The organism is Halomonas sp. SIMBA_159, from assembly GCF_046536035.1.
Taxonomy (GTDB): Bacteria; Pseudomonadota; Gammaproteobacteria; order Pseudomonadales; family Halomonadaceae; genus Vreelandella; species Vreelandella venusta_A.
In genome coordinates this window covers 1-283 of the sequence record NZ_JAWJBT010000351.1, presented here as the reverse complement: position 1 = coordinate 283, position 283 = coordinate 1, and the positions used below count along the sequence as shown (strand labels likewise).

At 53.0% G+C, this 283-nt stretch carries 1 protein-coding gene; it reads left to right on the top strand.

The features are described from left to right. On the top strand, positions 1-283 hold a 283-nt coding region (locus R0J87_RS19585; RefSeq protein WP_498888337.1), incomplete at both ends, for a hypothetical protein.

Here is a 283-nt window from a genome sequence, read left to right as displayed (position 1 = left end):
CTTAACAACTATGCTAACGAGCGGCTTACCCAACTTAACCAACAGCAGCGCTGTGACGCGTTTATTCAGTTTGCCAGCGATGTTATGTTGACGCGCTGTGAGCTGACCAGCGAGGCGAAGGCGGCAGAAGCTGCAATACGTCTGTGTAAAGAGCTGGGAGATCAGTCGGTCGTGATTAGCGGTGACACGAGGCTGGAGGAATTGGGGATTAGCGAACGTTTGCAGCAGGAATGCAATGCCGTTGTTTGGGATCCGGCGAAATGTGCCGAGAATATCTCGCAGG